Annotated in this window: 18 protein-coding genes and 1 pseudogene; 10 read left to right on the top strand and 9 right to left on the bottom strand. The window is 63.5% G+C overall.

Features of this window, described 5'->3' with window-relative positions:
* Nucleotides 1-41 precede the first annotated feature (41 nt).
* Nucleotides 42-1,262, top strand: a complete 1,221-nt coding sequence (locus CJ178_RS14630; protein WP_033231706.1) for a glycosyltransferase family 4 protein — start codon at nucleotides 42-44, stop codon at nucleotides 1,260-1,262.
* Here CJ178_RS14630 and CJ178_RS14625 read toward each other — a convergent pair.
* Complete coding sequence (locus tag CJ178_RS14625) at nucleotides 1,203-2,936, bottom strand: hypothetical protein (protein WP_095887010.1); 1,734 nt, start codon at nucleotides 2,934-2,936, stop codon at nucleotides 1,203-1,205. The two genes, CJ178_RS14630 and CJ178_RS14625, sit on opposite strands and share 60 nt — an antisense overlap.
* Nucleotides 2,937-2,969: 33 nt before the next feature.
* Between CJ178_RS14625 and CJ178_RS14620 the strand changes: the two genes are divergently transcribed.
* Nucleotides 2,970-4,166 carry a lipopolysaccharide biosynthesis protein gene (locus CJ178_RS14620; protein WP_095887009.1) on the top strand — a complete coding sequence of 399 codons (1,197 nt, stop codon included), beginning with the start codon at nucleotides 2,970-2,972 and terminating at the stop codon, nucleotides 4,164-4,166.
* Nucleotides 4,167-4,300: 134 nt separating this feature from the next.
* Here the strand turns inward: CJ178_RS14620 and CJ178_RS14615 are convergent, their stop codons facing one another.
* Entirely contained in the window at nucleotides 4,301-5,425 is a 1,125-nt protein-coding gene (locus tag CJ178_RS14615) for a DUF3068 domain-containing protein (protein WP_095887008.1), read from the bottom strand.
* 216 nt (nucleotides 5,426-5,641) lie between these two features.
* On the opposite strand from CJ178_RS14615, the pseudogene CJ178_RS14610 reads away from it, so the two are divergent.
* A pseudogene (locus tag CJ178_RS14610) lies at nucleotides 5,642-6,691 on the top strand (acyltransferase family protein); the annotation flags it as partial.
* A 23-nt stretch (nucleotides 6,692-6,714) separates the two neighbouring features.
* Here the strand turns inward: CJ178_RS14610 and CJ178_RS33650 are convergent.
* The 4 genes from CJ178_RS33650 to CJ178_RS14590 form a co-directional block, all read right to left on the bottom strand.
* Nucleotides 6,715-11,013, bottom strand: coding sequence for an alpha-(1->3)-arabinofuranosyltransferase (locus CJ178_RS33650; RefSeq protein WP_306453186.1), 4,299 nt, complete (start codon nucleotides 11,011-11,013; stop codon nucleotides 6,715-6,717).
* Nucleotides 11,014-11,059: 46 nt separating this feature from the next.
* The gene (locus tag CJ178_RS14600) at nucleotides 11,060-11,233 is read right to left on the bottom strand and encodes a DUF2613 domain-containing protein (protein ID WP_072782243.1); all 174 of its coding nucleotides are present in this window, start codon (nucleotides 11,231-11,233) and stop codon (nucleotides 11,060-11,062) included.
* 118 nt (nucleotides 11,234-11,351) lie between these two features.
* Nucleotides 11,352-12,440, bottom strand: coding sequence for an isochorismate synthase (locus CJ178_RS14595; protein WP_095887006.1), 1,089 nt, complete (start codon nucleotides 12,438-12,440; stop codon nucleotides 11,352-11,354).
* Between the two features lie 34 nt (nucleotides 12,441-12,474).
* Nucleotides 12,475-12,942 carry a universal stress protein gene (locus CJ178_RS14590; RefSeq protein ID WP_033231847.1) on the bottom strand — a complete coding sequence of 156 codons (468 nt, stop codon included), beginning with the start codon at nucleotides 12,940-12,942 and terminating at the stop codon, nucleotides 12,475-12,477.
* 102 nt (nucleotides 12,943-13,044) lie between these two features.
* Between CJ178_RS14590 and CJ178_RS14585 the strand changes: the two genes are divergently transcribed.
* Nucleotides 13,045-14,226, top strand: coding sequence for a glycoside hydrolase family 3 N-terminal domain-containing protein (locus tag CJ178_RS14585; protein ID WP_045066676.1), 1,182 nt, complete (start codon nucleotides 13,045-13,047; stop codon nucleotides 14,224-14,226).
* Between the two features lie 71 nt (nucleotides 14,227-14,297).
* A complete protein-coding gene (locus CJ178_RS14580) occupies nucleotides 14,298-14,897 on the top strand; it encodes a TetR/AcrR family transcriptional regulator (RefSeq protein ID WP_033231699.1) in 600 nt (199 codons plus the stop codon).
* 90 nt (nucleotides 14,898-14,987) lie between these two features.
* On the opposite strand, the gene CJ178_RS14575 is transcribed toward CJ178_RS14580, so the two are convergent.
* Nucleotides 14,988-15,851, bottom strand: a complete 864-nt coding sequence (locus CJ178_RS14575; protein ID WP_095887005.1) for a MaoC/PaaZ C-terminal domain-containing protein — start codon at nucleotides 15,849-15,851, stop codon at nucleotides 14,988-14,990.
* On the bottom strand, nucleotides 15,851-17,197 hold the full coding sequence (locus CJ178_RS14570; protein WP_033231697.1) for a 3-oxoacyl-ACP reductase: 1,347 nt from the start codon (nucleotides 17,195-17,197) through the stop codon (nucleotides 15,851-15,853). The genes CJ178_RS14575 and CJ178_RS14570 overlap by 1 nt, the downstream gene beginning before the upstream one ends.
* 131 nt (nucleotides 17,198-17,328) lie before the next feature.
* Between CJ178_RS14570 and CJ178_RS14565 the strand changes: the two genes are divergently transcribed.
* The gene (locus tag CJ178_RS14565; RefSeq protein ID WP_095887004.1) at nucleotides 17,329-18,672 is read left to right on the top strand and encodes an acetyl-CoA C-acetyltransferase; all 1,344 of its coding nucleotides are present in this window, start codon (nucleotides 17,329-17,331) and stop codon (nucleotides 18,670-18,672) included.
* A 284-nt stretch (nucleotides 18,673-18,956) separates the two neighbouring features.
* Nucleotides 18,957-21,044 carry a VanW family protein gene (locus CJ178_RS14560; RefSeq protein ID WP_257013160.1) on the top strand — a complete coding sequence of 696 codons (2,088 nt, stop codon included), beginning with the start codon at nucleotides 18,957-18,959 and terminating at the stop codon, nucleotides 21,042-21,044.
* 7 nt (nucleotides 21,045-21,051) lie between these two features.
* Here the strand turns inward: CJ178_RS14560 and CJ178_RS14555 are convergent, their stop codons facing one another.
* On the bottom strand, nucleotides 21,052-22,035 hold the full coding sequence (locus tag CJ178_RS14555; RefSeq protein WP_033231695.1) for an LLM class F420-dependent oxidoreductase: 984 nt from the start codon (nucleotides 22,033-22,035) through the stop codon (nucleotides 21,052-21,054).
* 78 nt (nucleotides 22,036-22,113) lie between these two features.
* On the opposite strand from CJ178_RS14555, the gene CJ178_RS14550 reads away from it, so the two are divergent.
* The 3 genes from CJ178_RS14550 to CJ178_RS33265 are packed head-to-tail and all read left to right on the top strand — an operon-like array spanning nucleotide 22,114 to nucleotide 26,506.
* A complete protein-coding gene (locus CJ178_RS14550) occupies nucleotides 22,114-24,687 on the top strand; it encodes an AMP-binding protein (protein WP_143547520.1) in 2,574 nt (857 codons plus the stop codon).
* On the top strand, nucleotides 24,684-25,616 hold the full coding sequence (locus CJ178_RS33270; RefSeq protein ID WP_257013159.1) for a glycosyltransferase: 933 nt from the start codon (nucleotides 24,684-24,686) through the stop codon (nucleotides 25,614-25,616). The genes CJ178_RS14550 and CJ178_RS33270 overlap by 4 nt, the downstream gene beginning before the upstream one ends.
* The gene (locus CJ178_RS33265; protein ID WP_257013157.1) at nucleotides 25,613-26,506 is read left to right on the top strand and encodes a glycosyltransferase; all 894 of its coding nucleotides are present in this window, start codon (nucleotides 25,613-25,615) and stop codon (nucleotides 26,504-26,506) included. The genes CJ178_RS33270 and CJ178_RS33265 overlap by 4 nt, the downstream gene beginning before the upstream one ends.

Genomic DNA, 26,506 nt, shown 5'->3' with positions numbered 1-26,506 from the left:
CATCCGCGCCGGTCACCGACGAGCTCTAGGGAGTAACGCACGTGCACGAGGTTCTGTTGCTCTGTTGGCGTGACACCGGGCATCCGCAGGGCGGCGGAAGTGAGCGGTACCTCGAACAGGTCGGAACCCAGTTGGCGGCGCGCGGAATCAAGGTGACTCTGCGGACGGCGTCGTACCCGGGTGCGCCCGCCGCCGAGTATCGAGACGGCATCACCATCAGTCGTTCCGGCGGACGTTTCAGCGTGTACCCGCGGGCACTGGCCGCGATTGCGGCCGGACGCCTCGGGTTCGGTTCCCTGAAAGGCCTTCACCCCGACGCCGTGGTCGACACGCAGAACGGGATTCCCTTCTTCTCGAAGATGGTGGCCGGTGCGCCGGTCACGCTGCTCGTGCACCATTGCCACCGCGAACAGTGGCCGGTGGCAGGCACACTCGTCGGACGGATCGGGTGGTGGGTGGAATCGCGCCTGTCGCCGAAGCGTCACAGCGACAACCAGTATTTGACGGTGTCACTACCCTCGGCAGAGGAACTGGTGGATCTGGGGGTCGACCGCGATCGAATTGCCGTGGTGCGCAACGGAGCTGATCGTCTTCCGATGGGCGTCGACGCGGGTGGTTCGATCACCCGGGCGATCCGGCCTACCATGTCGGTGCTCTCGCGGTTGGTGCCGCACAAGCAGATCGAAGACGCGCTCGAAGCGGTTGCGACACTTCGCCCGACGCAGCCCGAACTTCACCTCGACGTCATCGGCGGCGGTTGGTGGGAGCAGAACCTGCGTGATCGCGCTGCCGAACTCGGGATCGGCGACGCGGTGACATTCCACGGGCACGTCGACGAGTCCCGCAAACACGAACTGTTGGCGCAGTCCTGGATTCACCTCATGCCGTCCCGCAAGGAAGGGTGGGGCCTCGCCGTCATCGAGGCCGCGCAACACGGAGTTCCGACTGTTGGTTACCGCAGTTCCAAGGGGTTGACCGATTCCATCGTCGACGGCGTGACGGGTCTTCTGGTAGGCGGCGAAAGTGTCGGCGACGGCGATGTGGCGGAATTGACGCAGGCTGCAGGCACCCTGTTGCAGGATCACGAACTGCGGACGGTGCTCGGTGAGAAAGCTCGGGTGTGGTCGAGCGAATTCTCGTGGGAACAAACGGGAACCGGTGTTTTCGAGGTTTTGTCGGCGACGACGGTCGGACAGCGTGTTTCAGGTCTTGTCACGTCGCGCGAGTCGAATCCGGTTCTGGTTCAGTCCGAGCACGAGTAGAGCCGCAACGCCCGTCATCACCCAGGCGATGTGGGCGAGCGCGACGATGATCCGGGCAGATGCCGAAGCCTGGTGCAGTGCAACATCTCCGGGCACCCGGTACAGCTCGAGATAGTTGTCTGCGAACACTCTCTCGAGGTTGCGCAGCGCCGCGTCGTCGGATCGGCCAGGAGTGTCGAGTTCCACCAGCACCCAGCCGACGCCAAGGGACGCGAGTTCGGTGTTGCTTCCGCCCGTGAGGAGGAGTTCCTCGACCTGGGCGGCGCGTGTTCCCTCGCCGCCGACAGAGCCACCGGCCACGATCAGTTCGCCGGTCTGCAGTACATCGAGCGGGAGAAATCGCGGAGCCGGATCGAGAACCGGAGCGTCACCGGTGTAGGAGAAGGCTCGAAACATTCCGGTGGGAAGCACTGCCACATCACCGGTTTCGCCTCGCAACTGCTCGGCGACAACGGTCCAGGACTGCGGATACTGCACCGGTTTCAGAGCCCCGCCGACGCCCCACGCGAGGTCGGGCAGAGCCATGACCGTCACGACAACAGTGGCGATCGACCACGTAGGGCGCGGAAGAGTGAAGCGTCGCTGTGCCCACATCACGCCCGCTGCCGCGGACAGTGCGTAGAACGGTGCGGCAAGCGCCACCCATTTCTGGGAATCGCGGAGCAGGCCTGCGCCGGAGAAGTATTCGACCGACCAGCGACCAACACCCAGGCCCCACGGTGTTGCGCCGAGTGCCGGGGCCAGGACCGCGACGAGTGCCAGCCCTGCCAGGGCGGTGATCACAGGATTGCGACGCCGTCGCCAGAGCGCGGGAATGCCGCTGAGCACCACGATCAGGAGTAGTAGCGTCCCTGCCGCCGCGAAGAGTGTTGTGCGAGAGTCCGGGACGGCAGCGGAGTTCCAGACACCGCCCAGCCCGGCGAGGCTGCCGAGCGTTCCGAGGCCCGGTTCCGCGCGGGCGGCAAAGGCTGCCACACCGGCGGGATCGGAACCGTCGGCGGCGCCGCTCGACAGAAGTGTTGCCGCGAGCCACGGCGAGGCAGTGATCAGGAAGAGTGCGAAGACGCCGCTGACGCGTCGTAGAACCGACGTTCGCCCGCCTGGGGAGGCTACGGCCACCAACGCGATTGTCAATCCCAGGAGCGCGCCGGTAGGTGTCAGGCCCGCGAATGCCAGCGATGCGGCCAATGCCCACCAGGCACCGGGCTGAGCGCGTCGAACCCCGATGCCCGCGATCACGATCCACGGCAAAGCGCCGTACCCGGCCAACAGGCTCCAATGTCCTTGCAGCAGACGCTCGGCCACGTACGGGTTCCACAGCATGACCGTTGACGCCACCAACTGCGGCCCGAGCCCGGCTGTCGGCAGCAGGGCTCGGACCAAGCGGGCAGCGCCCCACCCCGCCAGCCACAGTGCGGCGAGGAGCAGCGCCTTCACCACCAACCCACCGTCGACAACCGTGCTCAATGCCGCGATCAGCGCATCCTGCGGCACGGCCCGGGCGGCGGCGTCGGTGAGCCCGAGGGCGGAGTCGGTGAGGTACGACCGGGGAGTGCTGACAGCGTCGCGCAGCAGTAGATAACCGGGACCGAGCAGTGGTCCGAGGATCAACAATGTCAACGCCAGGCTGTACACCGCGGCCACGACGCTGTGGTGTTTCGGCCGCACTGTCATGACGGGCACGATACGTGGTGCATCATTGGTCGCATGGCCCGCCAACCTCTTGATCGTTCCGCTGCGGCCGGGGTCAGTATGGTGTTGGCCGGTTCGATGACGGCAAATGTTGCGTCGTATCTGCTGGCCTGGTTGGCAAGTCGCTGGTTGGGTCCGGCGGGCTACGGAGAATTCGCCAGTCTTCTCGCCGCGCAGTTGGTGCTGGCCGTGCCGGCGTTGGCGCTGCAAACAGTGGTCGCCCGAGAGGCTGTGCGCGGCAAGAGCGCTGACACATTGCGATCGCTCGGGTACAGATGCGCAGCGATCGTGGCTGTTCTGGCGGTGGTGCTGACCCCGGCGATGGCGTGGCTACTCGACACCGGAATAGTTGCAGCGTTCTCGGCTCTGGTGACGGCGCCGATGCTGGTGCTGCTGGCGACGGAGCAGGGATTGTTGCAGGGGCACGGCCGGTTTGGCGTGCTCAGCGCAGTCCTGGCCGGTGCGGGTGTGATGAAAGTTCTTCCCGCAGTGGCAGTCCTGGCGCTGGGCGGATCTGCGGCCGCAGCGTTGGTGGCGAGCGCGGCCGGAACGGCGGTTCTGGTCGCGGTTGTCCGGGTGCTTGACCGCACGGCGCCGGTGAGCGAGAACAAAGCAGTGCGGATCGGTGTTGTATCCGTGCTCGCCGCCTCCCAGGTTCAGCTCGCCCTGATTGCGTTGTCGTCGCTGGACCTGCTTGTCGTGCGCGTGGTTCTGAGCGAATACGACGCGGGTGTGTACGCACTGGGCGCCGTCGCGACCAAAGCCGCGTTCTGGCTGCCACAAGCGGTTGGTGTTGTCCTGTACCCGAAGATGGCCAATCCAGCCCAATCGGCGCAGGCCGTTCGCACAGCTTTGGCTGTGTTGGTGGGAATCGGGGCTGTGCTGGTGCTCGGCGCGGCCCTCGCCGGTCCGTTGGTACCGATCCTGGTGGGCGACGCCTACGCTGCCGTGGCACCGATGCTGTGGGCCTTTGCATTGCACGGTGCCGTCCTTGCAGTGCTGCAGTGCGCCCTGCTGTCCGCAATCGCGTCGGAACGCACGAGAGTCGCCGTGCTGGCCTGGATCGGATTGGCCGTCGAGGCCGTCGTGATGCTCCTGTGGGCAACGACGCCGGGGCAGTTGATCGGGACAGCGGTAGTCGTGGCGTCGGTGACGGCGGTGGCGGTCTCTGTTGCTGCAGTGCGCAGCGCAGACCGGGCAAGCGCGAGCTAGCACCCCTGTATCTAGCACCCCTGTATCTAGCAACCACTGCAGCTAGCAACCCCTGTATGAAGCGAGCACCCCTTCCGACTAGCTGGAAGGGGTGCTCGCTTCACAAAACCTGTGCCAGGTTCACTGGCGACGTGTTATTCCTTGCGCAGATCCGGGCGCGGGATCACCTGGGTGTCGTCGTTGGTCCAGTCGTGCTCGCCGGGAGCGGGGGTACCTGCTCCGCTCGGAGTCTGGCCACCGCCGCCGTGTGCAGGCGCCGGGGTTCCGCCCTTGCCTCCGCGCACACCGAGGAAGATGCCGGCGATCAGAGCGATCACGCCGAGGACGCCGGCGACGATCGGAACGGTGCGGCCGACAAGGTTGAGCGTGTCCATGCCGTCCTGCGCCTGTTGGATCTGGTACTCGATGGTCTCTTCGTCGAACGGCAGCGTGACGTTGAGGACGTCGACGTCGACGGAGTTCTTGTTGCGGCCGTAGTACTGGTGCAGCTGCTCCTGGCCCTTGATGACAACACCGGTCTTGGGCTCGACCCACAGGTCACGGACGTTGGTGTACCAGCGTGTCATCGTGACGGGGGTGGTGCCGCCGGGAACGCCCCAGGTGTCGGCAGGCAAGGTGAGCTTGTTCGTGGGGGAGTTGACGACCTTGGACAGGTCGACGGGCTCGATGGTCTGGTTGAAGTGGTAGACCTTCATGCCGTTGATCTCGGTCTCTTCGACGAAGTTGATGTCGTAGTTCGCGCGAGCGTTGAGATCGAAGTAGGGGTAGGTCTGCTGCTCCGTGTTGAACGGGAACTTGTACTGCAGACCCTCGCGGGAAACTTCTTCCGCCGGCTGATCAGCTGACGTCTGGATCGTTCCGACCGGATCGTTGGTCGGCATCGAGCTGACGCGGTCCAGGGTGACGGTGTCGACGGTTGCCGTCAGCAGGCCGCTCTCACCCTGCTTGTCGGTGCGGATGACAGTCTGGCCGGCCTGGACGGTGATGTCGTCGGCGTTGGACGGTTCCTGCGTCGTGACGTAGCGCTGAGCAACGATCGGGACGTTCTTGTCGACCTGAGCTTTGCCGGCAAGTAGCGCGGCAGAGTTGAGGACGCTGCCGTTGCCCGTGGCGATCGTGGTGACCTCGAGGTCGAGCGGCGTCTTCTCCAACTTGCCGACCATGTAGGTGGGAATGAGAACAGCGATGGCCAAGAGGAAGGCGCCGAGACCTACCAGAATGCAAGGAAGTATCCGGCTCGACCCTGAGCGTTCCGCCATGCTGGGACTCCTACCCGTTAGTAGTTTAGACGTGGTGCAACCTGCACAATATGAGTTGCGCTGGCCGTATGGGGTCACAGTAGAACCCATGTGTGGCAGAACACTAACAGTCCAGCGGCCCGGTTTGTCGCATGAGGTGGCGATTTGGCCTCGCATTTTTTTACAGGGCGTCCGGATGGTTTAAGGCGAACGTGCCCCGGTGCACACTTATCCGTGATGATGAGTCCCGTGAATTCTTCCGCAGCCGTCCCGCCGCAGGCCCGTGGCTTCGTTCCGGCCTTGGACGGTATGCGAGGTTTGGCAGCGCTCGGGGTTCTGGTGACCCACGTCGCGTTCCAGACGGGCGAGGCTCAGTCGGGCGCGATCGGTCGGGCTTTCGGGCGGCTCGACCTGGCCGTTGCAGTGTTCTTTGCGCTGTCCGGGTTTCTGTTGTGGCGTCCGCATGCGGCCGCTGCCCGCGGAATCGGTCGGCCACAGGCCACCGTGCGGTACTGGATATCCCGAGCGACGCGCATTCTTCCCGCGTACTGGGTGGCAGTGACGCTGATTCTCCTGTTCCTGCCAGGTGCCGGCGGTGGTTATCAGGTGTGGCTGGCGAACCTCGGCCTGGTGCAGGTCTTTGTTCCGCTCACCCTCACCGAGGGGCTCACTCAGATGTGGAGCCTGTCGGTCGAGGTGATGTTCTATCTGTTGCTGCCGTTGTTCGCGGTTCTCCTGGTACGCCTGCGCGGGAGCAGTGCCCGGTTCCGGATCCCACTTCTCACCGTTGTCTCGCTGATTGCTCTCAGTTGGGCGTTCCTGCCGATTCCCGCGCCGGATTTCATCCACCACGACAATTGGTTGCCGGGATACCTGCCGTGGTTCGGGGTCGGCATGGTGTTGGCCGAACTCGCCGTCGGAGATTCGACGTGGGTTCACCGTCTGGCGCATCGCCGGCTTCTGCTGACCGGTGTGGCGTTGGTGGCGTTTGTTCTCTCGTGCACCGACCTCGCCGGCCCGGAAGGTCTGGTACGCCCAGAGCCTTGGCAGTTCGCCGTCAAGATCGCGCTCGGAGCAATCATCAGCTTTTCGCTGATCGCACCGTTGGTTCTGCGGGACGAGGCGCAGCACCGATTCCTGGCAAGTCCGTTTGCCTTGGCGATCGGTCGCTGGTCGTACGGAATCTTCATCTGGCATCTGGCGGTGCTCAATGCGGTGTTCCCGGTGTTCGGCATCGCGCCGTTCTCCGGCAGCTTCTTCTACGTGCTTGCCTTGACGCTTGTTCTGAGTGTGGCTGTCGCGTCGGCCAGCTACGCCTTGGTGGAGGAACCTGCTCGTTTGGCAGTCAAGCGCTGGGAGAACCGTCGCCACATCGGTGAACCCGCAAATGGCAACGCCGCCAACCCCGTGACCACCAATGCCAGCAACATCACGAACTGAATCAGGAACGAATCGCCCACGTATCCACCGGGTGCTCGCCATGGTCCTGTGGAAAGAAGCGTGATTCCGGCAATTGCTGCCACGCCGGCGGTGCCGACCAGAATTCGGGCTGTGCGATCCGGGCCGACTGCTCGCACGAGCGCAAGCGCGACGAGTGAGCACGCCACGAAGATCCCGGTTCCCACGACGCCGCCGATCACGGTGGCAGCCACAGCCACACCCAGCCACCCCGCTACGACGCTGTGCCACGGGCGCGGCGGCTCGGTGGGCTTCGGTACACGCCGCACCGGAATCAGGGCAGCGAGGAACAGGGGGATCAGCAGCATCAGGCCGCCGAAGATGCCCAGGCGGTACCAGCGGTCGCTGGGGAAATCGAGGGTGATCGTTCCGGACGTGCCTGCGGGCACTATCCAGCCTTGCTGCCAACCGTTCACCACTACCGGAGTCAGCTCGGAACCGTCGGGCGCGGTAGCGATCCAGCCGATGCTGGTGCTTTCGGGGTTCACGATCAACTGATCGGACGTCGACGCGGTGACGGCAAGTTCGCGATGGTTTTCTGTCCATGCTGTCGAGGTGAGAGCGCTCTGGCTCTGTAGTGGGAGCGGACCGGAGCCAACTGTCGTGAGATCCAGGTTGTCGACGGAGAACGCCGCTCCCGGCTCGACCGAGACCTCCGGCTGACCCGCTGGTAACAGTGCCGTTCCGGTGGGGCCGCACACGCTCACCACGATGGGAGCGCCGGTACGGAGCTCATGCGCCGTGGTCTCGATCGACGTCGGGAACTGTTGCCCGGCAATGGTGATCGTGGGACCGATACCGCACGGGACCGTGATCTGACGGTTATCGAGCCTGTTGTCGGTCTGCACACCGGAATCGGCGACGGCTGTGCCGTCCGCACCGATCACGCCGACTTCCGCAAACCCGGTGGGCTGTACCTGAGCGAAGCCGAGCGCGTTCTGATCGAGAACGGGATCCCAATCGGTGATGCTCAGGACGATCGTGTCGGTGACAAAGGGGGACAGGGGCACTCGCGTGTCGCCCTCCGGCAACTCGCGAACCTGAGGCCCGTTCCCGAGGTTGACGGCAACACTGGTGGGCGGTGACGGCAGGATTCCGACGCTGGGGGTGATATCCAGTGCTGTCACCAGTGTCGGTTCCGGAAGAGTCAGCGTGAGAGTCGGTTTCGGGCCACCCGGCTCGGTGGTGCTCTGCGGCGCCGACCACGTTGTCCGAGCGTCGCCGTCGGTGGCGGCAAAGGCTGAACCACGGGTGTCGCCGATGTCGCTCGAGCCTGATGCGGTGATGCGGCCGGGGACGGTGAGAAGTGAGTCCAGCTCGCTGCCCTGTCGGGCCCGAACCGTCAGTTCGGCTGTGACAGAAGTATTTTCCGGGACACTCAGGGTGCGCTGGAATCGACTCGGCTCCTCGGCAATCGCCATGAAGGCGTTGCTGCAGCGCACGCGATCGGCGCTGTCGGCGCAGGAACCTCGGCCCGGGAACTCCTGCGTCAGATTCCAGGACGTCACCGACGCGTCGTTCGGAACCGCAGGCAGCACGGTGTCGAACGTGATGGGTACGAATGTCGGTGCACTGCGGTCGGAGAAGTCCTCCACGGACAGTTCGCTGATACCGAACTGTGTTCCCGCCGAGCCATTTTCGGTGTGCGTCGCTGTTACTCGCACCCAAGGTGTGGTGCCGCCCGGAATCGATACCGCGACGGGTTCGCCCGGCCGGTCGACCTTGACAGCCTTGGTTCCGTTGGGAGTGGATATCTCGAGCCACTTGACCGGAGCGCCGATCGCAGCTGCACTGGTTGTCAGATGCAGTAGACCGCTCGAGATGGGAGTGTCGAAGTCGATCTGCAGCCACTGCCCCAACGCGCGCTCGATTCCGTTGCTGAACCATCCGGTGCCCGGATCGCCGTCAACCGTTGCGGCAGGGCTACTCGACGGCGAGGTCCCGCCAAGCTGGGTGGCGTCGGAGGCGCTACTGGAGACTGTGATCTCGGCGCCGTTCCAACGGCCTTGCACCAGCGGCGTATCGGTGACGGGGTAGTCGGGAACCAGGTTGTACGTGCGTCGCTCGCTGTCCGGTGTCCGCAGAGCCGAACTGTGATTGTCGACCTGTCCGAAATCGGTTTCACGGTCACGCGGTGTGTCGGTGACGGTGAGCGCATCGACCGGTAGTCCGGCCGCCGCGGCGTCGGCGGCAAAAACGACGGGACCGGTGCCGGGAAGTGTTCCACTTTCATGAAGGCGGAGAACGGCTTCCGGTCCGCCCTGAACCACGGGAACCTGATCGAGATCCACCGAGTACGGGCCGCTGAGCGCAGTGCTTCCGTCAGGCGGCGTGACCGCGAAGATCTCGATCGGTGAGTAGTCGGGTCGCAGGTCGCTGTCGGCCACCAGCCCGTCGATGGGCTCCGGGTGGACGTTCTCACCGAACTCGGCGACCTTCGTGATGCCGGGGGAACCGTCGACGGCTTGGTGAACGAGGAGCGGGCGGGCTGAGCGTGAGGTGTCGCCGTCGAGGTCGTTGCGCATCACGAGGTAGTGGATGCCCTGGCCGAGCAGAGTCTGCGCGAGACCGTCGGAGGGGCGACCGTCGGCGATCAGGCGCTGTACCGAATCGAGGGCGCGGATGGCGCCGGGCGGTGTCAGCGGGACGGAGTCTCGCACGGCCCACGGTGTGGTGGCCAGTGCTTGCAGCGGCTCGTCTCGGGTCAGTCCCCACACCTGGCTGCCGAACGGTGCTCCCGGGATGACAAGGGCGCGCTCGGCTTCGGAGCCGGGTGCGGTGTTGTCCTCGAGCCACTGCGCGGCTTCGGTCCAGTACGACGGCACCTCGGGGTACGCGCCGCGCGGTGCGAGTTTGCCGGTCCACGCCAAGGCGGTCGAGAGGGTGAGAGCAACCAGGATCAGGGACGTCAACGCCACCATCGGTTCGCGCTCGGGATGAGCGAAGGCGCGTCGCCACCGCGGGATCGGAACCGAACCGGGCAAGGGAACTTTTGCCAGGAGATGCGCGAGGCCGAGAACCAACGGCAGACGCACGAGTGGTTCGAGTTTGTGGACGTTGCGCAGCGGTGCGCCCGCGGAGTCCAGGAACAGGCGCACTTGATCGGAGATCGGGGAGCTGAGTTCGCCGACGTATCCCGCAGCCAAACCGGTGATGCCGACAAACAAGATGAGCGTCAGGCGTCCGCGGGCGGGCATCGACCGCATGCAGAGTCCGGCGAGTCCGGCGGCGGCAACCAGTCCGGTGGCGACAACGGCCGCTGGTTGGGTTACGAGGACCGCGCCTGCGATGCGTTCGGGTGAGACGAAGGGCGTCCAACTGTCCGTGCCGCGCAGGATCTCCGCGAGTGACGCCCATTGCGTCGTGACGCCGGCCGATTCGATGTAGTCGAGGAACGGTGGGCTGACCTTGCCGAGCAGCAGGAGCGGGACGATCCACCACAGCGTGCCCAGCGCAACAAACAGGGCCCACCACGCGGTGAAGGTCAGCCACGCCCGGTTGGGTTTGTGCGAGAGCCACCAGATGACGGCGACGAGGCAGGCCGCGGCGGTAGCGATGGCATTGATCGAACCCATGAGCGCAACGGCGAGGCCGGACTGGGCGGCCAATTTCCACTGTGCGCGTTTGTGGTAGTCCGGGCTACCGGAAAGGCGCACAGGGTGGAACGCCCAAATCACCGGCAACAGCACCCACGGCGCCAACATCATCGGCAGGGTTTCCGAGGAAATCGAGCCGAGAGTTGTCAGAACGCGCGGAGAGAGCGCAAACGCAACTGCGGCGATGACACGAGAACTGCGGCTACCGACACCCAGCGCCTCGGCGACGCGGACGATGCCCCAGAACCCGGCAATCAGCAGCAGCGCCCACCAGATGCGCTGCGTGATCCACGGCGGGATGTGGGCGAGTTCGCCCAACGCAAAAAACGGCCCGTGCGGGAAAAAGTAACCGTAGGCCTGATTTTGCACCTGGCCAAGCGGGGCCTGACTACTCCACTGATGCGAAGCACGTTCGAGGAAGCCGAACGGATTCTGCGTCAGGTCGTACTTGGTGTCGGCGGTGATCAGCCCTGGCGACTGGAAAAAGGTGAGAAGAAACGCTACAACGGAGGCGCCGAACAGCCACCGCTTCGACAGAGGCTCTGCCGAAGGCACAATGGTGCCTTCGGCGGAAGAACGGGAACTCGCGAGGCCTGCGCTCTCAGCGGCTGCCGTACTCAACCTGGTTCAGGACGGAAGAATCGGCATTTCCGCTGCGGTCGATGTCGGGACGAGTGTTGTCCGCAGCTACAGCCGTGGCACCGAAGATTGCAGCAGCGCCCAGAACGACGCCGACGACAGCGCTGGCCACACCGGGGACAAGGAACTTCGTCATCGTGGATCTCCCAATAGGTCGTGTCGGTCGGCCGGGACTTACCGGTCCGTACGAACTGTTCGCGTCAAGGTATCACTCGCTGCCGAGAATTCGGACGATTGGCCCCGCAGCGGACTGATTAGTTTGTGTCAGAGACACCCAGTGCTGTGAGCAATGTCCGTAATTTGGTGGTTGTCTCGTCCAATTCATCCTGTGGGTCCGAATCTGCGACGATCCCGCCCCCTGCGCTTGCCCAGGCAGTTCGGCCGTCGGCGCTGATTTCGGCGCAGCGGATCGCGACCACCCAGTCGCCGTCGCCGACGTTGTTGCACCACCCCACTGCGCCGCCGTAGAAGCGCCGCGGCTCCTCGGTGTCGCGGATGACGTTCAAAGCCGCGGTAGTGGGTGTTCCGCACAGCGCGGGTGTCGGGTGGAGCGCGATTGCCAACTCGAGGGCAGTGGTGGGGTCACGCAGAATGCCGCGGATCGGGCTGGCCAGGTGCCAGACCTCATGGGTACTGGTCAATTCTGGCGTCGACGGGATCGACAACTCACTGCACAGCGGGCCGAGGACGTCCCGAATCCAGTCGGTGACAAAGGCATGCTCGGCAAGATTCTTCGTCGAACTCAGAAGGCTGTCGCCGGCAACCCGATCCGCCTCGGTTTCAGCTGTCCGACGCGCGGATCCCGCGAGCGGACGGCAGGTCACGACATTTCCGCGTCGGCTCACCAGAACCTCGGGTGTCGCGCCGACCAGAGAGTGGCCGACGAAATCGGTTCCGGCAGCGCTGAGGTCGACGGCAAATGTATTTGCCGCGGGATTGAGCGTAGCCATCCGAGCCGCGAGTGCTGTTGGTGAGATGGGAGATTCGGCGCGAAGTTCGACGGTCCGAGCCGAGACCACCTTGCCGAGGTCGCCGTCACGCAGACGGGTGACCAGTTTTTCTACTCGTCGAAGATGATCTGCCGGTGACGGAATTTCTCGCACTGCATGCGTGTGCGGCAAGTCCACGGAAGTGTCCGAACGCCACGCGCTGCCGGTAACGGTTACTTCGGCCGGTTCGTACAACGCCGTCGCTCCAGACGGGTCGAAGGGGAGAGCGCCGACGATCAGAGTCGCCGAACCTTCCGACAATGCATGCGTCGCCGCGCCCGCGTCGTCGAAACTGCGTCGTACGCCGCGGGTGAGCACGCTGTGATCAGGCCGAGAGAGAACAAAACCGTCCATGGTGACTAGAACACTAGTCGCCTGGGACCGACGCTCACTTGCCAGGAGGGACGATCAACACCGGCCGATGACTGTGACGCAGAACATGATCCGCCACGCTGCTCTGCAACAACGAACGCAAACCGGTTGTGCCGCGAGTGCCGGTGACGATGATGTCGACGTCCAATTCGTCAGCAGTCTCCACGATCGCGGACCAGATGGCCGACCGGCATTCGGCACTACGGCCTTCGACGGTCAAACCGGCGGCCTCGGCCAATGCGACGCCTTCCGCGAGAGTTGCCTTGGCATCGGTGTACGCGATGTCCTCGACATCGTCGTCGGGAATCCACTCGGGCTGCATGACACCGGAGAGCCCGGACATCCGGGCGGCTTGGCGAACCATCGGCTCCCAGGCGGTGACAAGAATCGCGCGATTGGCGGACAGGAAACGTCCTGCGTACTCGACGGCACGTCGGGCGTTCTCGGAACCGTCGTACGCGATGAGCATCAGTCCTTGTGGCATCACGACCTCCTCGTCAGCGGGGAATCGGTTCACGTCCAGGTTACCTTCCTGCCGTGCCGGTGAGGGGAGTGTATGGGTACGGAGTCCGATACCGTCGTAGGAATGCGGATCAAGTTTGTGAAAACGGCAACCACTCTTGCCCTGTGTGGCGGATTGGTGGCGGGATGCTCGGGCGACGGAGGGGACGTGGCAGCGCCATCGACGTCAGCTGCGGCGAGTGTCACGTCCGACATCACGACAACATCGGAGACGTCCACCGCCCTCCCCGCACCTACCGTCTGCGGCAGTGACCTCCTGGCGTCGTTGTCCACCAGGCAGAAACTTGCCCAGCTCCTCAACGTCGGCGTGACCGGTACCGACGACGCATTGGCCATTGTGGCGAGCGAGCAGATCGGTGGCATCTTCGTCGGCAGCTGGACCGATCAGTCGATGCTGACCAATCGTGAAGTACCACAAGTGGCTTCGGCGTCGAAGATTCCGTTGATGGTGACAATCGACGAGGAGGGTGGCCGGGTGTCCCGTGTCGAGGACATTCTCGGACCCGATCCGTCGGCGCGTGAGACTGCCGAGACGATGACAGTGGAACAGACGTACCAGATGGCGCTCGAGCGGGGCCGGGGTCTGAAGGACCTCGGCATCACGGTCAATTACGCACCGGACGTCGATGTCAGCTCGCAGCCTGATAATTCGGTCATCGGTGACCGCTCGTACTCGGACGATCCCGCAACAGTGATCGCCTATGCCGGTGCGTACGCCCAGGGAATGCGCGACGCCGGAATCTTCCCGGTGATCAAACATTTTCCCGGACACGGTAGCGCGTCCGGAGATTCGCACACCGGCGCGGTGACGACGCCACCTCTGGAAGATCTGATGAACTCGGATCTTGTTCCGTTCCGGGAGTTGGTGAACACCGGTGTCGGCGTCATGATCGGTCACCTCGAGGTTCCTGGCCTGACAGAACCGGGTGTCCCGGCAAGTATCAGTCCGGCCGCGGTGTCGCTGCTTCGCGACGGAGTAGGTTACGGCGCAGCGCCGTTCACGGGGCCGATCTTCACCGACGACCTCAGCGGTATGCAGGCGATTACCGACCGCTACGATATTGCCGACGCGGTGCAGGCTGCACTGGTGGCGGGCGTGGACCAGGCTTTGTGGCTCACAACCGATGACGTACCGCGGGTGCTCGATCAGCTCGAAGGTGCCGTTGCGTCCGGTGCTTTGCCCCAGGCCCGCGTGGACCAGGCTGTAGTGACGGTCGCACAGGCGAAGGGTGCTCTCACCTGCTGAGTCGAAGTGCGATTCGACGCCGGATCTTACCGTAGAGTAAGATAGATACTTACCCTGTGGTTGGAGGATACATGGCCGGTGGCACGAAGAGACTGCCACGCGCGGTACGCGAGCAGCAGATGCTCGACGCGGCCGTGGACGTGTTCTCCGACAGAGGTTTTCACGAAACCTCGATGGACGCCATTGCGGCAAAAGCAGAGATTTCCAAGCCGATGCTGTACCTGTACTACGGCTCCAAGGAAGAACTGTTTGCCGCGTGCATTCATCGTGAAGGTCTGCGTTTTGTCGAAGCCTTGGCTCCTGCAGGCGCACCTGATCTGTCGCCTCGTGAGCAATTGCGTGCTGCTCTGGAAGGTTTCCTCGGATTTGTGGGGGCCAACCGAAAGTCGTGGATGGTGCTCTACCGTCAGGCCGTCGGGCAGCAGGCTTTTGCGGGCACCGTGCAGACAAGTCGCGACAGGTTGATCGAACTGACAGCGCATCTGCTCGAGTCCAGCACCAAGGATCCGGATGCGTCTCACGACTTCGGGATCATCGCAATCGCCTTGGTCGGTGCGGGTGAGGCCGTGGCCGATCGCGTGGCCGGTGGAGAAATCGAAGTGGACGAGGCAGCCGATCTCCTCGAGTCCTTGGCGTGGCGCGGATTGTCGGGCAAGAAGAAGTCGGAATAGTCCCCCAGCCACATCGAGCGAACGTACCTTTCAGCGCCTCGGATGCGCCGAAAGGTACGTTCGCTCAAATGGGGCGGGTGAGAACCAGGCTCAGCGCAGCGTCGCTGTGACGTGCGGGTAGCCCTTCTTCGGGTGCAGTAGCGCCAGATCCCAACCGTCGCCGACGCGATCGGCGTACGCGTTCAGTGTTGCAGGCAGCAGAATCGGCTTACCGAATCGCACGCTGTACGTGACCGTGTCGGCCACATCGCCTTCGACGGTTCGCAGCAGTGCTGCGGCGCTCCACATTCCGTGAGCGATGGTTTTCGGGAATCCGAAAGCCTTGGCGCCCAGTGACGAGACGTGGATGGGGTTGCGGTCCCCGGAGACGGATGCGTACTTGCTGATCGTGGTCTGGTCGACGCGGATGGTGCTCATCGGCATCGGCGGAACCTCGTCGGCTTTCGGTTCCGGTCGGGCTTCGCCGGACAGTGAGGTCTTCTGCTGGTTGAGGAACGACGACGTCTGACGCCACACCAGTTCCCGCCCCACCCGGATTTCGGTGATCACGTCGATCAGCAGACCCTTGCGATGCTCGCGCAGGTTCTCGGCGTGCACCGAGAGATCAAGCGGTTCGCTCACGGAGATGGGGCGCAGTGATTCGATGACGTTCTCGGCGTGCACGGAACCGACTGCGGGGAAGGGAAATTCCTTCGACACCATCAGTTTCATCACCGTCGGGAATGCCAAGGTGAATGGGTAGGTGATCGGCAGTGAATCGCCGAATCTCAGACCCGTGACTCGGCAGTACGCGGCCAGATTGTCGGTGTCGACCTTCAATCCGGTGAGGGTGATTCTCTGCTGCGGCACCGAGCGCGAGTCCGACTTGTTCCACGGCATCAACCCGAGCACTGCGCGGGAGTAGATGTCGAGGGTTTTGGGTTGCTCGGTGAGTGCGACGGTCTTGGCTGCCATCATGCTCCCAGGAGGCTCTGGCCGCACACGCGAACAACCTGTCCCGTAACGGCATTGGATGCCGGGCTGGCGAAGTAGGCGACCGTCTCGGCAACGTCGACGGTTTCGCCGCCTTGCAGCAGGGAGCTCATGCGGCGGCCGGCTTCGCGGGTCGCGAAGGGGATGGCTGCGGTCATGGCGGTTTCGATGAAGCCGGGTGCTACCGCGTTGATGGTGATGTTCTTCTGTGCCAGGACCGGAGCTTCGGCGTGGACGAGGCCGATGACGCCGGCCTTGGAGGTTCCGTAGTTGGTCTGGCCGCGGTTGCCGGCGATACCGGCGATGGAGGACACGTCGACGACGCGTCCGCCTTCCTTGAGTGCGCCCTTCGCGACAAGGTGCTCGGTGATCTTCTGCGGTGCAAGAAGATTGACGCCGATGACCATGTTCCAGCGGCCTTCGTCCATGTTGGCGAGGGTTTTGTCGCGGGTGATTCCGGCGTTGTGGACGATGATGTCGGCGCCGCCGTGACGCTCCAGCAGATGCGCCGCGAGGACCTCGGCTGCGTCGTCTGCCGTGACGTCGAGTGCGAGGGAGGTTCCGCCGACCTTGTTGGCGGTGGCCGAAAGTGCTTCTCCCGCAGCGGGGATGTCGGCGCAGATCACGTGCGCGCCGTCGCGGGCGAGGACCTCGGCGATGGTGGCGCCGATGCCGCGGGCCGCGCCGGTGACAACGGCTACCTTGCCGTCGAGCGGCTTGTCCCAGTTGGCCGGCGCAACGGAATCTTCATCTCCGACGACGATGACCTGGCCGTCGACAAATGCGGACTTGGCCGAAAGCAGAAAGCGCAGAGTCGATTCGACGCCCGAAAGGCCGGTGGATGCCTTGGGGGAGACGTAGACGAGCTGCGCGGTGGAGCCGCGCTTGATCTCCTTGCCGACGCTGCGGGTGAAGCCTTCGAGAGCTCGCTGCGCGACATGCTCGTCGACGCTCGACGTCTCTTCGGGCGTCGTGCCCAGTACAACAACGCGAGCGCATGATGCGAGATTGCGGATCACGGGCTGGAAGAACTCGAACAGCTGCTCGAGTTCGGTGACCTGTGTGATGCCGGTGGCGTCGAATACCAGCGCGCCGAAGGTGGTGTCGTGGGCCTGCGCGGCGGGGTAATCGGAGAGCAAGACGCGCAGAGGTTCTACGAGTCGGCCTTTACCGCCGATGAGGACCGGTCCGGCCAACGGCGGTTCCCCGGCTTTGTAGCGGCGCAGGTTCTCGGGCCTTGGCAGGCCTGCCTTCGACGCGATGAACGCGCCGGGGCCGGACGAGAGGAACTGTGAATAGAGGTCGGGAGCTCCCTTGCTGGCTGCCACGGTCCTACCTTCTGTCGTGTTTCGGTGTGCCTTGCGCCGTGTATCCGAATCGGATGTGGCGATAGACAAGTAACTTACTACTGAGTAAGAATAGTCTTCAACAGGTAATCGCACCATCCTTGGAGACGCAAGTGACCAGCAAAGCCCGTTCGAACGCACAATCCGCAGCCAAAACGACGCCGGCCGCAAAGCCTGCAGGTCAGCGCCGCCGCGTTGCCATCGTCGGTGGCAATCGCATTCCTTTCGCCCGTTCGGACAAGGCCTACGCGCAGGCGTCCAATCAGGACATGTTCACCGCCACGCTCGACGGACTGGTGAGCCGTTTCAACCTGCAGGGTGAGCAACTCGGCATGGTCGTCGGCGGCGCGGTCCTCAAGCACAGCCGTGATTTCAATCTCATCCGTGAGTCGGTTCTCGGGAGTGCGTTGAGCCCGTACACACCCGCGTACGACCTTCAGCAGGCCTGTGGCACCGGCCTGCAGTCGATCGTCGCAGTCGGCGACGCCATCTCGGCCGGGCGTATCGACTCAGGCATCGGCGGCGGTACCGACACCACGTCCGACGCTCCGATCGGCGTCAACGATCAGGCTCGTGAGTTCCTGCTGTCCCTCAACCGCGCGAAGTCGACGGGCGACCGCATCAAGCTTCTCGGCAACGTACGCGCCGGCATGCTCGGTCTCGAGATCCCGCGTAACGGCGAGCCGCGCACCGGAAAGTCGATGGGCGACCACGCTGCCATCACCGCCAAGGAATTCGGCGTAAAGCGCGAGGACCAGGACGAACTGGCCGCCGCCAGCCACAAGAACATGGCAGCCGCATACGACCGCGGATTCTTCGACGACCTTGTCACCCCGTTCCTGGGCCTGACCCGCGACGACAACCTCCGTCCCGGTTCGACCGTCGAGAAGCTGTCGACGCTCAAGCCCGTATTCGGCACCAAGCTCGGCGACGCCACCATGACGGCAGGCAACTCCACGCCGCTCACCGACGGCGCGTCGGCTGTGCTCCTCTCGACCGACGAGTGGGCAACCGAGCGCAACCTCCCCGTCCTCGCACATCTCGTCGACTCGGAGACAGCAGCCGTCGATTACGTCCACGGCAAGGACGGCCTGCTGATGGCGCCGACGTACGCGATCCCGCGACTGTTGGCCCGCAACGGACTCACCTTGCAGGACTTCGACTACTACGAAATCCACGAGGCATTTGCCTCTGTTGTTCTCGCGACCCTGCAGGCTTTCGAGTCCGACGAGTACTGCAAGGAACGCCTGGGCCTCGACGGCGCATTGGGCTCGATCGATCGCAGCAAACTCAACGTCAACGGTTCGTCTTTGGCCGCCGGACACCCGTTTGCTGCGACTGGCGGACGCATTGTGGCGACTCTCGCAAAAATGCTTGCGGAGAAGGGTTCAGGGCGCGGTCTTATCTCGATTTGTGCAGCGGGCGGACAGGGCGTCACCGCAATCATCGAGCGGTAGTCCCGTGACTGGCAATTGCTGCGCTCACCTGCGGTAACAGCCGGTCTGGGGTGGTGGAGAAGGAGATCCGGTCGCGAGGGGTGACCGGATCTCCTTTTCTTTTTCGGACAAATTTCTGTGGCCTTGTAACGCTGACGGATAGCTACCGATATTCAAGACAGCCCCGTGCTGCTGCCTGACCCCCGACCTGGCAGCAACGCGGGGCTCTTGTATGTCCAGATACCCTGTTGAGTAGTGCTGGGTACGCGCCGCAGCCCCGGTCGATGCAGCGAGGAGTCAAACGAGTGAGTGACGCAGACGGTTCACCCCCGGAGAAAAACAACGGTGTGGACGGCTCCGACACTCCCGAGCGCTCCGCGTCGGATTCCGACACTCCCGAGCGCTCCGCGTCGGATTCGGAAGGATCAGCGCCCGACCAAACAGCGCCGGATCAACCAGCTTCGGATCAAGCACCTCAGGATCAGTCGGTTCCAGAGGAGCAAGCCCGGGGCGAGTCGGCTCCGGATGAATCGGCCAACGAGATCACGACCGTCATTCCGGTAGTTCCAGCTAACTCCGAGATTCCGACTGGCCCGGCTGTTCCGCCGACTGTTCCAACCGATACAGCGGTTCCGGCCGGCGCAGTGGAGCCGACCCAACAGTTCGAACCGGTTCTTCCGGCAGTAGCGCCCGAGCCTGTGGCAGTTGATCAGTCGACCGCGTCGAAGAAGTGGGTCAAGCCCGCTCTGATTGTCGGCGGCATTTTTGCGGTCGCAGTTCTTGCATACGGAGTGGACGTGTTCACGTCGTCCGGAAACACGCCTCGGGGAACTCAGGTCGCCGGGATCGACATCGGTAACCGCTCGCCGGCCGACGCGGAGACAGTCCTGCGCGCGGAGTTGGCTCCGAAGCTTGTCGAACCCGTCACGGTGAGGGCGGACGATGTGGAATCCACGATCATTCCCGCGTCAGCCGGTATCGATGTGGACTGGTCGGCGACGTTGGCGGGCGTGAATGAGCAACCGCTCAATCCGATCACCCGGATCACCTCGTTCTTCAGCTCGCGTGAGGTGCCGGTGGTGTCGACGGTAGATCAGGCGGCATTGGATGCGTCGATGACGGTTGTCGCGGCCACCAGTGATCGCGCGCCGGTCGAAGGTGCTGTTGTCATTTCCGGTGGTGAAGCGTCTGGTGTGTCGCCGGTGGTGGGCCGCGCCCTCGATCTGCCCGGTGCGGCAGCAACATTCAGTGACGAGTGGTCCTCGGGCGACGTTGTCGACCTGCCTGTGGAAGACACCCCCGTGACGGTGACGCAGGCCGGTGTCGATCGTGCGTTGCAGGACGTTGCTCAGCCCGCTGTGTCCGGTGAGGTTGTAGTCAACGGCCGCGACGGCAAGGAAGCAACCATCGGCGTCGACCAGATCGGTGAGATTCTGACGTTTGCTCCCGACGGTTCGGGCGGATTGGCGCCGCAGTACAACACAGAAGCTGCAGTGAAGATCTTGGCACCGCAATTGGTGTCGACGGAGGTTCAGCCCAAGGACGCGTCGATCACGTTGGCCGGCGGAACACCGACTGTGGTTCCGGGTGTGGTCGGCGACCTGATCAACTGGCCGGAAACCGTGAAGGAACTGCCGGTTCTGCTGACCAGCACGGGTTCTCGGGCAACTCCGGCGGTGTATGCGCCGGTTCCACCGGCACTCACCACCGAGGGAGCCGAGGCGCTCGGCATCAAGGAAGTGATCGGTGAGTTCACCACCGGCGGCTTCGAGTACGCGTCCGGTGTGAACATCGCGTTGGCGGCGTCGGTGCTCGACGGTGCGATAGTCAAACCGGGAGAAACGTTCTCGTTCAACGAGTACACCGGACCTCGGGGCGCTGCCCAGGGGTATGTGGAATCGGGAATCATCAACAACGGTCGACCGGACAAAGCCGTCGGCGGCGGCATCAGCCAGCTGGCGACGACGCTCTACAACGCAACGTACTTCGCGGGGATGGAAGACGTCGCGCACACCGAGCACAGTTATTACATCTCGCGGTACCCGGAGGCCCGTGAGGCCACGATCTTCGACGGGGCGATCGACCTGCAGTTCCGCAACCCGTCGAAGACCGGTGTGATGATCCAGACGATCACGACGTCATCGAATGTGACAGTGAAGATCTGGGGAACGAAGACCGTCGACGTGGAGTCGATCACCGGTCCGCGTACGTCTCCCACATCGCCCAATACAGTGGTCCTCCCCAAGGGCGACGGATGTATCGCGTCCAGTGGCGCGCCCGGCTTCACGGCGAGTGATACCCGCGTGATCACCGATCACGCCACCGGCGCGCAGGTTTCCTCGAATACTCGCACCGTGAAATACGATCCGGTTCCGATCGTGAAGTGCGAGTAGGAAACTACTACTTACCGACCAGCGGGCCGAGTGTCCGCCCGGCCAGGTCGACGATTCCTGGCTCGTTGCCGTTGGTGATGAGGTTGATGACAACTCCGTCGATCCCGTGGTCGAGGATGCGCGTCTGAACCTGTTCGGCGACGTCGTCGGGGTTGCCGACGAAGTGACGCTCGGTGGCCTTGGCGACCACGTCGTCCGGCGCCGTGGTGATGTCGAGCCCGCGCTCGGCAAGGAATGTTCGCTGATGCGCGCGAGCCTTGTCGCCGTCCTCGTCGATCATCATGAACGTGAGGAAGCTGGTTTCGAGTGTGGTGCGGTCGCGTCCTTCTTCATCGCATCGGGCCGCAATGGCGTCCATCTTGCGCGGCAGTTCGGACGGGTCGCAGATGATGTTGAGGTGGTCGGCGAAGCGCGCGGCGAGGGCAAACGTCTTTTTCTCGCCGCCGCCACCGAGCAGAATCGGCAGGTCGTCGCGGACGCGGGGTTCGTTGATGGCTTCCTTGACGTGGTACCAGGTGCCGTCGAAGGTGGGGCGTTTGCCGCGGAGCATCGGTTCGATGATCTGCAGAGCCTCGTCGAGTTTCTGGAACCGTTCGGTGAAGGTGCCGAACTCGTAGCCGAAGGAATCGTGTTCGAGTTCGAACCAACCCGCTCCGATACCGAGGATGGCGCGACCACCACTCACTACATCGAGTGTGGTGACGGTCTTGGCGAGCATCGGCGGGTTTCGGTACGTATTGCCGGTAACGAGGGCGGACAGCTGAATGGTATCGGTGGCTGTCGCCAGCCCGGAGAGCGCTGAATACGCTTCGAGCATGGGCGCATCGGGGTCTCCGATGCCGGGCAGTTGGTAGAAGTGATCCATCACGAACGCGGTGTCGAAGCCGGCGGCTTCGGCTTCACGAGCTTGCGCGATGACGGTGGGGAAGAGGTCCTTGACCGGGCCACCGTAGCTGAAATTGGGCATTTGGTATCCGAGGCGAGTACTCACTCCTGCGACGCTACTCGCTGGGCCGCCGACATGAACTGCGAAAATGCTGTGAAAATTTCAGTAGGTTAGCCTTGCCTGGTGCATGCCGAGACGATGACTGCCAGATGGAACGCCGTCTGTGGCGATACCCCCGAGGCGGTTGCTGTGCGTACCCGTGATCGTGAGTTCACGTTTGCGCAGGCGCACGCGCTCTCGACAGCATGGGCACGCGCGTTGGTCGATTGTGAACCGGACACATCGCGTGCGATAGCGCTCGAGCCCGGCGCCGGCGCGGAATCTGTTGTCGCTGCGCTAGCGGTCATCGCTTCCGGACACCCGCTGATCATGCTCGATCCTCTACTGCCCGAGCAACGACGCACACATATCCTCTCGCTGACCGGCGCACTGCGCGTTGACGTGCCGATGCTGACCGAACTCCCGCAGGCTTCGCACGTCACACTGCCCGAGCCGAATGCGCAGGACACAGCGATTATCGTGTTCACGTCCGGTTCGACGGGGCAGCCGAAGGGCGTTCTGCACAGTCACGAGAATTGGATAAACCAGGCCTTCGAAGCGAAGGAAGCACTCGAGATCGGACCGGGTGATCGCGTCGGAATGCTGTTGCCGATGAGTTTCGGTGCCGGACTGGACGTGATCGTGATGTCGCTACTCAACGGCGCCGGCCTGTACTACTGGGATCCACGCACCGAGTCGACAACCGGGCTGGCCGAGTGGTTGTCCGAGTGCGGCGTCAGCACCGCACATTGCACTCCGTCGTTCCTGAGATCCTGGCTACCGGAGCTCACCTCCGGAGACACTCCGGCGCTTTCCTCGCTACGGGTTCTGACAACGTGCGGCGAGTCGATTCACAGCTCTGACGTGTCAGCTCTGCGGCCACACTTACGACCGGATGCGTTGTACTGCAGCTGGTCCGGATCTTCCGAGACCGGGCACCTCGCGTTCAATCCGTACCCGAGTGATCGAGAGCTTCCAGGCGGTGTGGTCCCGGTCGGCCGTCCTGCGGCCAACAAGGACGTTCTGATTCTCGATGCGGATCAGAACCCCGTCGAGCTCGGGTGTATTGGCGAAATTTACGTTGTATCAAGGTATTTGGCTAACGGATACTACGGCGAAGACCAGTCTGGGGTGTCGAAATTTGCGGTGCAGGCCGACGGTTCGACGCGCTACCGGATGGGAGATCTCGGACGCTTCGACGAACACGGTGATCTGCATCTGTCCGGTCGCAGCGACGACGCGGTGAAGATCCGTGGCTACCTCGTCGAACCTGCCGAAGTGGAAGCGGCGTTGCGCTCCCTCGAATGGGTGTCCGACGCGGTCGTTGTCGCGGACAAGACTGTGCCACAACCGATTCTGATCGTCTATGTGGCAGTCGGCGGATCGGAGTGGACGCCGTCTGCCGCCGAGGTGCGCAGCGCGCTTGGGCAGCGAATCCCGGCGTGGATGGTGCCACGCGATATCGTTATTCTGGCGGCTTTGCCTCGCAACGAACGGGGAAAGGTGGATCGCTCCGGCCTTCCTCCCGTTCCGGTGCGCGGCGAACCGGTCCCATTGCGCGGCCCCACCGAGACGCTCCTCTCGTTCATCTGGCAACCGATTCTCGGTATCGAAGCGGTTGGACGAGACGAGGATTTCACGGCGCTCGGTGGTGATTCGCTTGCTGCGGCAAAGATGCTCGGCGAAGTGGCTGAACAGTTCTACATTCAGATCTCGTCGGCTGAGTTCTCGCAGGCGCCGACCATCGAGGGTTTGGCAAAACTGGTCGATTCCGCAGGCCGTCGCCGTTCGCCGGTTTCGGATTCCTCGTTGGTGCCGCTGCGAACCGACGGCAGCGAGCCGGCTCTCTTCCTCATTGCCGGTGGTGGAGCACCCGCTGCGGTCTTTGCTCATCTCGTGCGGGAAATGCGCAGTGGCGTACCGGTATACGGAATCCAATCTCACGGACTCGAGCACCGCGGTCGCGCGGATCGGACGATTGCTGCCGCTGCCGCCCGAGCCCTGCGTTCGATTCGGACGGTTCAACCACACGGTCCGTATCGGCTGGGGGGATACTCATTCGGTGGATTTGTCGCTCTCGAAATTGCGTCGTTACTCGAGCGCGCGGGCGAGCGCGTCGAAATAGTGGTGCTGCTGGATGCGGTGCTCGACGGCGACGTGGCAGCGAAGGTGGGAGCACTCGGTAGCGCGCGCCTGCCGATCAGCAAGAGAGCGAAGTCCCGCACTGCGGCCGAACTGCCGCAGCGTGAGACACCGCAGGAGTACTTGCCGCAGAACGTGTTTGCTCGACTGTGGAGCAAGGTGTTGATGAATTCGTTGGTCGCGACTGCAGGCTTGTTCCGACTGCGAGCGTCGGCGCAATGGATCGTCTACTACGAGCTGAGCCGGCGCATGCTGGCGAAATACGAGCCGAGTCGGCACGTGGGCCGCGTTCAGGTGATCACCGCATCCGAACCGGGTGACATCGGGGACAGAGACGTGGCCGCCGAGTCGAAGCTATGGGCAGTCCTCGCGCCGGACGACCTGCACATCGAGAGTGTTCCCGGTGATCATCAGTCAATTCTGCGGCAGCCGTTCGTGATTCGCACGGCGGCAGTAGTGGACGCAGCTGTATCCGGCCGGCAAGGCGCGAGCAATCTGGGGAACGAGAGGTCATGACAACAGCGGCTGTGGTCAGTAGTTTCAATCCGGCGGAAGGTTTGCTCGATACGTGCAGGGCTGTGCGTGAGCAAGTCGATGTTGTTGTCGTCGTGGACGACGGGTCCACAAAGGACGTGTCCGGTGTTCTCGGGCAGTGCCGCGCAGCGGGCTACGAAGTGATCGAGTTTGGCACCAATCGTGGGATTGCGCACGCCCTCAATCGTGGCATCGAGCGGGCTTTGGCCGGTGGCGCCGACCACGTGTTGACGCTGGATCAGGACACCGTTCTTTCGGACGGATATCTGCGTCGCATGTCCGAGCATCTCGAGTTGGCTCGGTCTCTCGGTCTGGATCGAACGATACTGGCTACCAGCACGATCAACGGCGAGGTGGCTCCGTTCTGGCATGCGGAACGGGGACTGACGCTGGCCTTCGAGCCCATCCAGTCCGGCATGCTGTTGCCCCGGGAAGTGCTCGAGCACGTCGGACTGTTCGAAGAAGAACTGTTCATCGATTGTGTCGAGACCGAGTTCTATTTACGGGCGCGCGCAAAGGGCGTCCATTCCTTGATCACGCCGGGCACCGACATCGAGCACGGCTTCGGGTCACCGACCGCATGGGTCCCACCGAGACCACTGCGCTTTGTACTCGGTTCGGGACGTGGCGGGTTTACGTTCACGGAGGATGCGCCTTTCCGGCACTACTACATCGCGCGAAACCGCGCGATCATGTACGCGCGGTACTGGCGAACGGAACCGCTGTGGTGCATGGTTTCTGTGGCCAAGGACGTTCTCAGCCGTGGACGGGCAATGCTGTTCGGTACCGAGAGAATGGCCCGTACGTATCTGACTGTGCGCGGATTCTGGGGCGCCGCTCGCGGTGAACGAGGAAAGGTCCCCGGCGCTGTGTTGCGCCGTGCGGCAGTTCTGTCGAGATCTCGCTCGTGAGTGCACCGAAGAAACCCGAGTCGGTGGCCGTGATCATTCCTGTCCGCAACGGACGCGCGATGATCGACGTTCAACTCGATGCGTTGGCGGCACAGGATTACTCGGGTTCCTTCGAGGTGATCGTTGCCGACAACGGCTCCACCGACGGGCTTGCCGAGTATCTCGCCGGCCATCCGAGAACCCACGAGTTGGCGCTGCGTCGGGTGGATGCCTCGGATCGTCCTGGCGCCGCGCACGCTCGCAATGTCGGCGCTCGTAGTACCTCTGCACAGTTTCTGGCTTTCTGCGACGGCGACGATCGCGTGCATTCGAACTGGCTGTCGGAGTTGATCAGGGTGGCGGCCGATCATGACGCGGTAACCGGCACCGCCGAGATCGAGTCCATCAACAGCGAATTGGTGCAGTCCTGGCGGCAGATGCCGGATCGTCACGAGGGTTATTCGTTGTACCGTTTCCTGCCGGTTGGCCTCAGTGGAAGCTTCGGGATCTGGCGAGAAGCCTTCGAAGAGGTCGGCGGCTGGGATGAGACCTTCACCAGAGGCGGCGAAGACAGCGACATGTGTCTGCGGATCCAGTTGGCGGGCATGTCCTTCGGTCATTCCCCCGACGCGCAGATTGCCTATCGGCAGCGCGACACGTTGGCCGGGATCTGGCAGCAATCGGTGATGTGTGGTGAGGGCGATGTTCGGTTGTACGCCGAGTACCGCGGTTACGGGATGCCCAGGCGCAGTCAGCTCGCGCTGGCAGACACCGTTGCCTATCTGATCCTGCGTAACCCGCTACTGCCACAGTTCATCTCGCGGGTACCCACCGGCCGTTGGCTCTTCCATGCCGGGAATCTGTGGGGGCGGATTGTCGGAAGTGTGCGCCACCGCGTGTACTACCTCTGA

It is taken from the genome of Rhodococcus sp. ACPA4, from assembly GCF_002300185.1.
GTDB lineage: Bacteria > Actinomycetota > Actinomycetes > Mycobacteriales > Mycobacteriaceae > Rhodococcus_F > Rhodococcus_F globerula.
This window is presented reverse-complemented; position numbering and strand designations above follow the sequence as displayed.